General features: G+C 66.3%; 7 protein-coding genes and 1 tRNA gene. 6 read left to right on the top strand and 2 right to left on the bottom strand.

Features of this window, described 5'->3' with window-relative positions; all coding sequences use genetic code 11:
• Positions 1–78: 78 nt before the first annotated feature.
• Together AD89_RS0107515 and AD89_RS0107510 are read right to left on the bottom strand one after the other, a co-directional pair.
• A tRNA-Ser gene (locus AD89_RS0107515) sits at positions 79–166 on the bottom strand.
• A gap of 200 nt (positions 167–366) precedes the next feature.
• Positions 367–2952: a maltokinase N-terminal cap-like domain-containing protein gene (locus AD89_RS0107510; RefSeq protein WP_025777988.1), complete on the bottom strand. Its 2586-nt coding sequence runs from the start codon at positions 2950–2952 to the stop codon at positions 367–369.
• Between the two features lie 230 nt (positions 2953–3182).
• Here AD89_RS0107510 and ilvA point away from each other — a divergent pair, with 230 nt between their 5' ends.
• The 6 genes from ilvA (at position 3183) to AD89_RS0107480 (ending at position 9408) form a co-directional block, all read left to right on the top strand.
• Positions 3183–4454: a threonine ammonia-lyase IlvA gene (ilvA, locus tag AD89_RS0107505; RefSeq protein WP_035320211.1), complete on the top strand. Its 1272-nt coding sequence runs from the start codon at positions 3183–3185 to the stop codon at positions 4452–4454.
• Positions 4455–4623: 169 nt separating this feature from the next.
• Complete coding sequence (locus tag AD89_RS0107500) at positions 4624–6342, top strand: carbon starvation CstA family protein (RefSeq protein WP_025777986.1); 1719 nt, start codon at positions 4624–4626, stop codon at positions 6340–6342.
• Positions 6343–6407: 65 nt separating this feature from the next.
• The gene (locus AD89_RS19880; protein WP_025777985.1) at positions 6408–7412 is read left to right on the top strand and encodes an NAD(P)H-quinone oxidoreductase; all 1005 of its coding nucleotides are present in this window, start codon (positions 6408–6410) and stop codon (positions 7410–7412) included.
• A 3-nt stretch (positions 7413–7415) separates the two neighbouring features.
• Complete coding sequence (locus AD89_RS19875) at positions 7416–8003, top strand: proteasome activator (protein WP_025777984.1); 588 nt, start codon at positions 7416–7418, stop codon at positions 8001–8003.
• Entirely contained in the window at positions 8000–8569 is a 570-nt protein-coding gene (locus tag AD89_RS0107485; protein WP_025777983.1) for a hypothetical protein, read from the top strand. The genes AD89_RS19875 and AD89_RS0107485 overlap by 4 nt, the downstream gene beginning before the upstream one ends.
• Entirely contained in the window at positions 8566–9408 is an 843-nt protein-coding gene (locus AD89_RS0107480) for a Cof-type HAD-IIB family hydrolase (RefSeq protein ID WP_025777982.1), read from the top strand. Before AD89_RS0107485 ends, AD89_RS0107480 begins: the two co-directional genes overlap by 4 nt.
• Positions 9409–9452: the final 44 nt, after the last annotated feature.

Below are 9452 nucleotides of genomic sequence, written 5' to 3'. Positions count from 1 at the left end.
CCGTCAGGTAGTAATTGGGAAGGCAAAAGCCCCCGAACTCTTCGCTCTTGGCGATGAGTTCGGGGGCTCTTCACTGGGCGGAAGCGGTGGGATTCGAACCCACGGTGCGGGGTTGCCGCACAACGGTTTTCAAGACCGTCTCCTTCGGCCGCTCGGACACGCTTCCCTCGGTTCCTCCATGCCTGTGACAGAGATGGAGCGAACCCGGCCTGCTCGACGCGAGGCCGAGCCACCATAGTTTCTCACAACCGCAACAGCATCTGCCAATTGGCCGTTTCGCGCACGGACCTCACCGGCTCGGACTGCGAACGGACTTCACCGGCTCGGGCTACGCCCGGCATCGAGGCAACGGGTCCGCGGAGGCGGTCAGTCCTTCTTGCGCTTCTTCATCCGGTTCCGCTTGCGTTCGGTACCGAGGAGATCATCGAAGACGGATCCGCCGGCAGGCTTCGAATCGTCGCCGGACTTGTCCGATGATTCGACCGGCCGTGCCGCGGCATCATCACGGCTCGTGTCCGGCCGGTCGGAGACCTGCTCACCGAATGTTCCGCGGTCGCTGCCGGAGTTCTGCGAACGCTCGCTCCATGTGTGACCGAGCTTCGGTGCGTCCTTCGGCTTGGCCGGCTGCGATCCGTGTCCGGTGCTGTCGGCATCCTCCGAGGTGGCGCCGCGCGCCGCAAAGGAGGCCGGGACTCGTCGGACCGGAGCTTCCGGTTCTTCCTCGTCGACGAATTCGTCGTCGTCAGCCGGAGCTGCTTCGGGTGCATCGTCCTGGGGCGGGACCACGGTGGAGTCCTCGACATCGTCGATGCCGGAATCCGCGACCGCGTCTACGGTGTTCTCCGCAGTATCGGCGACTTCGACTTCATCGGCTTCGGGGACGCCGGCTTCAGGCTCTGCCGTGGCCGCTTCGCCCGCTGCGCTTGTCGCAACTGGTTCGTCAGTACCGCTCGCTGCACCCGGCTCTTCGGAGCCCGATTCTCCCGAGTCCGAGTCATCGGTATCCGAGCTCGCGATCGCGGCCGCGACGGCGCCGGAGGTTCCGCGGGGTGCCGAGGCGACCGATTCCGAATCGGCAGCGGTCGACTCGTCGGCAGGTGGAGCCACGGCGAACGACTCGCTCGACTCAGTCTCCGCGTCCGATCCCTCATCACCGGCAGCAGCGCCGGCAGCACTGTCAGCAGCACCGGCCGCACCGCCAGCAACGCCGCCGTCGGCACCAGCAGCACCGGCTGCGTCACCGGATGCAGCTGAGCCCTCGGCTGCCTCGGACTCGGTCTCGCCGGATTCGGCCCAGCTGGGACGGGGCTCGGCGGCCTCCTCGGCGCGGGAGGGTTTGCCCTTGAGGACGAGGGTGAGCGTCGCCAGCGGCACGGACAGCCAGTTTGGGCGGTTGCGCAGCTCGGTGACGACCTCGACGAGAAGCCGGTCGACCAGCGCTGCTCGCAGCACGGGATCACTCAGCCCGATGCTGTCGCCACGTGCCCTCGAATATCCGGACAGCAGCGAGTTCTGCACCTGCGAGGCCCAGAGGTATTCGGGCGAATCGAAGATCGCGCGCAGCGCCCCCGGATCATTGCCGAAACCGCTGACGACCAACGAGCCGTCCTCGGAGTCGAGCGCATCGGTGCGCTGCAGACGAGCGAATCCGGCGGCGTAGTCGATGCTGCGCAGCAGAGCCACGAGGTCGAAGGCGGCCGGCTTGGGGTCCGAGTCCGTCGAGTCCGTGAACTTCACGACCGAGTAGCCATCGGTCGACGAGCTGACCACATGATCGAGCGTCAGCTCGCCGTGGATCTTCTGCAGGGTGCCGATGGTCTCGAGCCCCTGCAGCCGGGCACGATGGCCGCGCAGCTCCGGCACCAGCGAGTCCAGGGCCAGGGGCGCCCGACCCAGTGCCCAGTCGATGCGTTCGACCCACTTCTGCACCAGCTGCTTCGTCGGCTCACCAGCGCCTTCGACGACACCGAACTCAGCGGCCATGTCCGTGTGGAGCTCACCGATGCGCCGCCCCATCTCCGCTGCGTGGGCGTTGTAGGCCCCGATCGAACCGGAGTCGACGGCGCACACCGTGTTCACGGCCTCGCGCCAGGCGGGTTCGGCATCGACATCGACGTGGGAGAGCAGCGCCATCGGCGCCTCCATCTCCTGGACCTCGAACATGTCGTACCAGCGGCCCGAGCCCCAGCCGATGACCTCGGGCACGCTGCGCGACCCCGCCTCGGTGAGAAGGACGGGGATCGTCAGCGACGACGGCATTCCGTTCTCGAGGACGCGGAAGAACGAGAGCTCCATCGGCTCGTATTCGTCGTGGATGATGACGGTCGACTTGTGCTGGCCGGAGTCGGAGACCTCGATCGGGCGGATCTCGACGGGCATGACGTCCTCCGCCCCCACCGTGAGGTCACCGATCCACGGCTTCGGCGGGACCGCCTCGGCGGCGGTGTTCGTCGATCCATTCGCCGAGGCGGCCGCCCCGTTCGCGGTCACCGGGAACGGCATCGGCGCACGGTCCCGGGCCTCGGTCTTCTCCTGGCTGTGGCGCAGGGACTCGGTGGACAGCTGCCCGCCGTCGAAGACCTTGCGCTTCGTGATCGCGTCGGCCATGAGGTTGACGAAGACGGGATCGGCTGCGCCGTCGTAGACGTAGACGGTGCCGAGCGCAAGGTCGTCGACGCGGCCGATGAGGGCGTGGCGCAGGTGCATGTCCTCGGCACCGCGCAGGGTCAGGGGGATGTTGAGGCGACGCAGAGTGGGGCCGTCGCCGACGGAGATGACGGTCACGAGACCCGCAAAACCACCGAGCTCCCCGGCGGTGTAACTGAACGCACGGGCCACCGACATGGGGGTGATGTCGGGGTCGGTCCCGAAATCTGCTGCGAGCTTGGGGAACCACGGCTGTCGGGGTATCCAGCTGGCTAACAGTTGTTCGAGCTCACTGCTGATGGCCATGACGTCTCCTAGAAGGGATTACGGGCATCCTCCATCCAATCATGATATGGGGTATTCGCGGTCCAGGGCGCACCCGAAACCCCGAAGTCGCGAGCCGAATCACGGGGCTCAGGTGGGCGCGAGGCAGGCACGGGGCGGGTTCGCAATGACCGGGCGACGGTCCTCATATCGATACGAATTGCCAAATAGCAAGACAAAGGGCGCACAATAGTCTGGTGGTTGAAACAGACATGACTCCCCAGAAGCTCACACTCGCCGGCGAGGTCGAGGCGGCTGCGCTGCGAATTTCCGATTCCGTCATCCTGTCGCCACTTCAGATCTGCGAGCGGTTGACGACCGCAACCGGTTCCACGGTCTACCTCAAGCGCGAGGACCTGCAGATGGTGCGGTCCTACAAGATCCGCGGAGCCTTCAACTTCATGCTCCAGCTCGATGCCGACGAACGCGCACGCGGTGTCGTCTGCGCCTCGGCGGGCAACCACGCCCAGGGCTTCGCCCGCGCCTGCAGGGAACTGGGCATCCAGGGCACGATCTTCGTGCCGAAGACGACGCCGAAGCAGAAGATCGAACGCGTCCGCCACTTCGGCGGGGAGCAGGTGACGATCGAGATCGCCGGCTCCACCTACGACGACGCCTCGGCGCTGGCGCACCGGTTCGCCGAACGCAATGAAGCCCTCCTGGTTTCAGCCTTCGACGATATGCGCACGATCGCAGGTCAGGGCACCGTGGCAGCCGAGATCCACGCTCAACTCGAGACCGACCCGGACTACATCATCGTGCCCGTCGGCGGCGGCGGCGTGCTCGCCGGAGTCGCGGCCTATGCGGCCGAACGGATGCCGAACACGAAGATCATCGGCGCCGAACCCGCCGGGGCCGCCTCGATGATCGCAGCGCTCAAGGCCGGCCACCCCGTGACCTTGGAGAACATCGACCGCTTCGCCGACGGCACGGCCGTGCGTCGCGCCGGCGCCATCACCTACGACGTCATCGCCGAACTCGGCCTCGACATCCGTCCCGTCGCCGAGGGCGCAGTGGCCACCGAGATGCTCGACATGTACCAGGTCGACGGAATCATCGCCGAACCCTCCGGGGCTCTGGCCTCGGCCGGGATCGGCGGACCGGATTCGGACAAACCGATCACGATCGAACCCGGATCGACCGTCGTGTGCCTGGTCTCCGGCGGCAACAATGACATCTCCCGCTACCCGGAGATCCTCGAACGCTCGCTCGTCCACGAGGGACTCAAGCACTACTTCATCGTCGACTTCCCGCAGGAGCCCGGCGCCCTGCGCCGGTTCCTCAACGAGGTGCTCGGGCCCGAGGACGATATCGCGATGTTCGAGTACGTCAAACGCTCCGACCGGGAGACCGGACCGGCGTTCGTCGGCATCCAGCTCGGCTATGCCGAAGACCTGCCGAATCTGCTCGAGCGGATGGAAGCCTCATCGATCGAGGTCGAGCGCGTGCACCAGAACTCGCCGATGTTCCGACTCTTCGCCTGAGGCGGCAGTGCGGCGGGCCGACGCAGGAGCCCCTCGACGACGGTGAGAGAGTTCAGGGCAGAGAACACTTGTTAGGATTCAACCAAGAACCGTCCCCTGACCGGGTCGCAACTCGCCTGCAGAAGGGCGAGGACGCTGATGTCGCCCAGTCTCCGAAAGGAATTCAACGATGAGTCCTGTTCTGCTTCTCCTGGTGGGAGTCGCGATCTTCGCATTCGGATACCTGTTCTACTCGAAGTTCCTGTCCAAACGGATCTACCGGCTCGAGAATGGGTTCACAACGCCGGCGCATGAGCTGCGCGACAACGTCGACTACGTTCCCACCAACAGATTCGTCCTCTGGGGCCACCACTTCACCTCCGTGGCCGGGGCCGCTCCCATCGTGGGACCTGCCATCGCAATGATCTGGGGATGGCTGCCCGCATTCCTCTGGGTCACGATCGGCACGGTCTTCTTCGCGGGAATGCACGACCTCGGCTCCCTGTGGGCCTCGACGAGGAACAGGGGACAGACCATTGCGGCGCTGTCGGCTCGCTACATCGGCCGACGCGGAGCCGCACTCTTCCTGCTGGTCATCTTCATTCTCGGGTTCATGGTCATCGCCGCGTTCTCCGTGGTCATCACCGACCTGCTCGTGGCCCTGCCCTCTGCAGTGATCCCTTCCTGGGGTGCCATCGGCGTGGCGCTGCTCGTCGGGGTTGCGATCTACAGGCTGCGGTGGCCTCTCATCCCCGTCACGATCGTCGGTGTCGCCGCTCTCTATTCGCTCATCCTCCTCGGCGACCGGTTCCCGGTGTCGATGCCGGACTCTTTCCTCGGGCTCGAACCCACGGCCCTGTGGATCATCGTCCTGCTCGTCTACTGCGGAATCGCTTCCGTCCTGCCGGTCTGGGTGCTGCTGCAGCCTCGCGACTACATCAACGGCGTCCAGCTCTTCATCGCCCTCATCCTCCTCTACGGTGCCGTCATCACCTCGGCGCTCTTCGGCACAGGACACGGACTGGTCGCTCCCGCCATCAACACCGATCTGCCCGCAGGCACGCCGAGCATCCTCCCCCTTCTCTTCGTCACGGTCGCCTGCGGAGCCATCTCGGGTTTCCATGGGGTCATCGCATCCGGGACCACCGCCAAACAGCTCAACACGGAGACCGATGCACGATTCGTCGGATACTTCGGCGCTGTCGGAGAGGGAATGCTGGCGCTGGGAGCCATTCTCGCGATCGCCGGCGGCTACCGCACAGTCGCCGACTGGGAAGAGGTCTACAGCAAGTTCGGCGATGCCGGGGTCCAGTCGTTCGTCGAAGGAGGCGGCATGCTCCTCGAGACCGGGATCGGACTGCCCGCAGGGTTGAGCGCCACCGTCCTGGCGACGATGGCGGTGCTGTTCGCCGCGACCACGCTCGATTCGGTGGTCCGGCTGATGCGTTACGTCGTCCAAGAGATCGGCGGAAACATGAACATCCGACTGCCGAAGGTCCCCGCCACTCTCGTGGTGCTCGTCCTCGGCGGCGGTCTGACCTTCTCGCAGGGAATGAGCGGAGAGGGCGGCATGCGAATCTGGCCGCTGTTCGGCACCACCAATCAGCTGCTGGCCGCGCTCACGCTGATCATCATCGCCGTCGTCCTCATCCGCAAGCGCCGCAATCCCTGGCCCGCTCTGATCCCGCTGGCGTTCGTCTTCGTCCTCTCGTTCTGGGCGGCGATCGAACAGCTCTTCTCGTTCGCCGACCCGGCCGGCCCGGACTGGCTGCTTCTGGCCATCGACATCGTCATCATCGGCTCGAGCGTCCTCGTCTCGATCGAAGGAATCGCGGCGATGCGTCGCGCGGCGAAGGAGCCGCCGGAATCCGACAGCGCCGACGCAGAGCTCGCCGGGCAGCAACGATGAGCCCAAACGGCTCCCGCGCCCCGGTGCCCCTGCCCTCTCGCGCGCCCAGCTACTAGAGTGAACGCATGCGCGCTATCACGATCTCCTCCCCCGGTGACCCCGAGGTCCTGCAGGTCACCGACGAACCGACTCCCGACATCGCCGCCGATGAGGTCCTCGTCCGCGTCCATGCCGCCGGCGTCAATCGAGCCGACCTGCTGCAGCGACGCGGATTCTACGATCCCCCACCCGGGGCCACCGAGATTCTCGGACTCGAGGTCTCCGGCACGATCGAGAGGCTCGGCGCCGAAGTCACCGGCTGGTCCGTCGGCGACCGGGTGGCGGCTCTGCTCTCCGGCGGCGGCTACGCCGAATTCGTGCCCGTTCCCGCAGGTCAGCTGCTTCCCGTTCCCGACGGCTTCGACCTCACCGAGGCGGCCGCCCTACCCGAGGTGCTGTCGACAGTCTGGTCGAACATCGTCGGCCGCGGGCAGGTGCAGGCAGGCGAATGGCTGCTCGTCCACGGCGGCGGGTCCGGAATCGGCACGGCCGCCATCCAGATCGCGCGCCACCTCGGCGTGAAGATCGTCGTGACCGTCGGCTCCGAGAAGAAGGCCGAATTCTGCCGTGAGCTCGGCGCCGACGCCGTCATCAACTACCGCGACGAGGACTTCGTCGACCGTGTCCGTGAGATCTGCACCCACGACGACGGGTCGACCGGCGCCGATGTCATCCTCGACATCATCGGCGCGAAGTACCTCGAGCGCAATATCAAAGCGCTGAGCACCGACGGCCGTCTTGTCATCATCGGTATGCAGGGCGGGACGAAGACCGAGATCAACCTCGGCTGGCTCATGCAGCCGCGCAAGACCGTGTCCGCCACGACCCTGCGGGCGCGGCCGAAGGACCAGAAGATCGCCATCGTCGCCGAGGTGGCCGAGCAGCCGTGGCCGGCCGTGATCTCAGGAGACATCCGCCCCATCATCCATGAAGCCATGCCGTTGACCGATGTTGTCCGTGCCCATCAGACGCTCGAGGACGGGGCGAACATCGGCAAGGTTCTGCTCATCGTCGATGAGGAAGGTGCATGACCGATGAGTGAGACTCCCGACTCCGCAGACGGCGTCCGGAACTCCGCGGGTGAGGTGCGCGCCGAGGATGCTGCGAACACAGACGGTGCGGCGAACGCCGACAGTGTGCAGTCCGGTCTGGCGCGGGCGCAACAGGATCAGGCGGATGTCTCGTCGCCGGCGAAAGTGATGCGCATCGGCACCATGGTCAAGCAGCTGCTCGACGAGGTCCGCGGCACCGAGCTCGATGAGAAGGGACGCGAACGTCTCGCCGAGATCCACCGTCGGTCCATCGACGAACTCGAAGAGGGCCTGTCGAAGGATCTCATCGAGGAGCTCGAACGCCTCGACCTGCCCTTCGACTCGGCCGACGGTCCCCCGACGACGTCGGAGCTGCGGATCGCCCAGGCTCAGCTCGTCGGCTGGTTAGAGGGTCTCTTCCACGGCATCCAGACGGCGATCGCGGCACAGCAGGCCATGGCCCAGCAGATGGCCGGTCGCGGTCAGCTGCCTCCGGGAATGGTTCCGCCCGGGATGACACCGGCCGACGGGCAGTCGGGCGAGAAGAAGGAGTCCGATCGCGACGACCACGGCACCGGCAACTATCTGTGAAGCGCTTCTTCTCCGGTCTGCGCAAGAAGGCGCCGACCGCGGTCAAAGACGATGACCGGTTCGGCACCGGTCTGTGGCGGCACAACCGTGACCGCTTCATCCGCGCCGTCGACCGGTACTACACCACCGCGGTGGCCCTCCACGAAGCACGGGACTCCGGTGGCACCACCACCTCGTCAGCCGCCTCGACGGACACATCCGACGGCGAGGCCACGGCCGCCTCGGCGAAAGATCCGATCGACGTCATCGTCGACGGCACCCACCGGCTCAACGCACTCGTCGATGTCGTCGACGACCTGACGGCGACCCTCCACGCCCGCTGTCCCGTCACCGGTCAGGTGGTGCCCGGGCCCACTCGGCAGCTCGTCGGCGACGTGCCGGAGCTGCTGACGAAGGCCTCGTCGAAGGTCGGTGAGGCGGTGCTCGCGGCGTCGATGGCACGGTCGGAGGGGCCGACGGGACGGTCGATCGACTCGAGTGCGGAGGCCACGGTTCGGTTCATCACGGACGCCGAGGAGCTGCTGGGGCGGGCGCGGGAGATTCTCGCTAGGGTGGAGGCATCATGAGACCTCCGATCAGCCCCGACATCCTGCCGCCCGACGACTTCGACCTCGGCCTCGTCGCCAGCGATATCGACGGCACTCTGCTGCTGAACTGGAAGCCGATCTCGACGGCCACGATCGATGCGATCCACCGCTGCCAGAACGCGGGAATCCCCTTCGTCCTGGTCACCGGGCGGCCCATGCGGTGGTTGGCGCCGATCGCCGAGCAGATCCCCGACCTCGGACGCGTCGTGTGCGTCAACGGAGCGGTCGTCTATGACATCGCCTCTCAGTCCGTCGTCGACGCCCACACCATCGACGCACAGTCGCTGACGGAGATCATCGCGGCTGTCCGCGTCGACCATCCCGAGGCCCGGTTCGCCTACGAGACCCTCAACGGCGGTTTCATCGACCGGGAATTCGTCACCGGGCGGCCGCGAGAGGCCCGGATCATCGATGATGTCTCCGAACTCGCCGGCGAAGACGTCGTCAAGGTGCTGGTGCGTCTGGCCACGAGCGATTCGCAGGCGATGCACGACCTCATCGATCCGCTCGTCGACGGCACCTGCCATGCTTCGTTCTCCGAGCCGGACAACGGGCTCGTCGAACTCGCCCCGTTCGGGATCACGAAGGCGAAGACGCTTGAGGACCTGTGCGACCACCTCGGCGTGGGGCGGTCGCAGGTGATGGCGTTCGGGGACATGCCCAACGACATCGAGATGCTGTCGTGGGCCGGGCACGGAGTCGCGATGGGCAATGCACTGGGTTCGGTCAAGGCGATCGCCGCGGCGGTCACCGACGAAGTCGACGACGACGGAGTCGCCCGCTACCTCGACGCGGTCCTGGACGCCCGCCCCAACTAGTCCTTATTGCTACCTGACGGCGGCCCAGCAACCTCGCGCGAGGT

It is taken from the genome of Brevibacterium sp. VCM10, assembly GCF_000583215.1.
GTDB classification, from domain to species: Bacteria; Actinomycetota; Actinomycetes; order Actinomycetales; family Brevibacteriaceae; genus Brevibacterium; species Brevibacterium linens.
The sequence above is the reverse complement of the archived record's forward strand: the minus strand, read 5'-3'. Positions and strand labels throughout refer to the sequence as shown.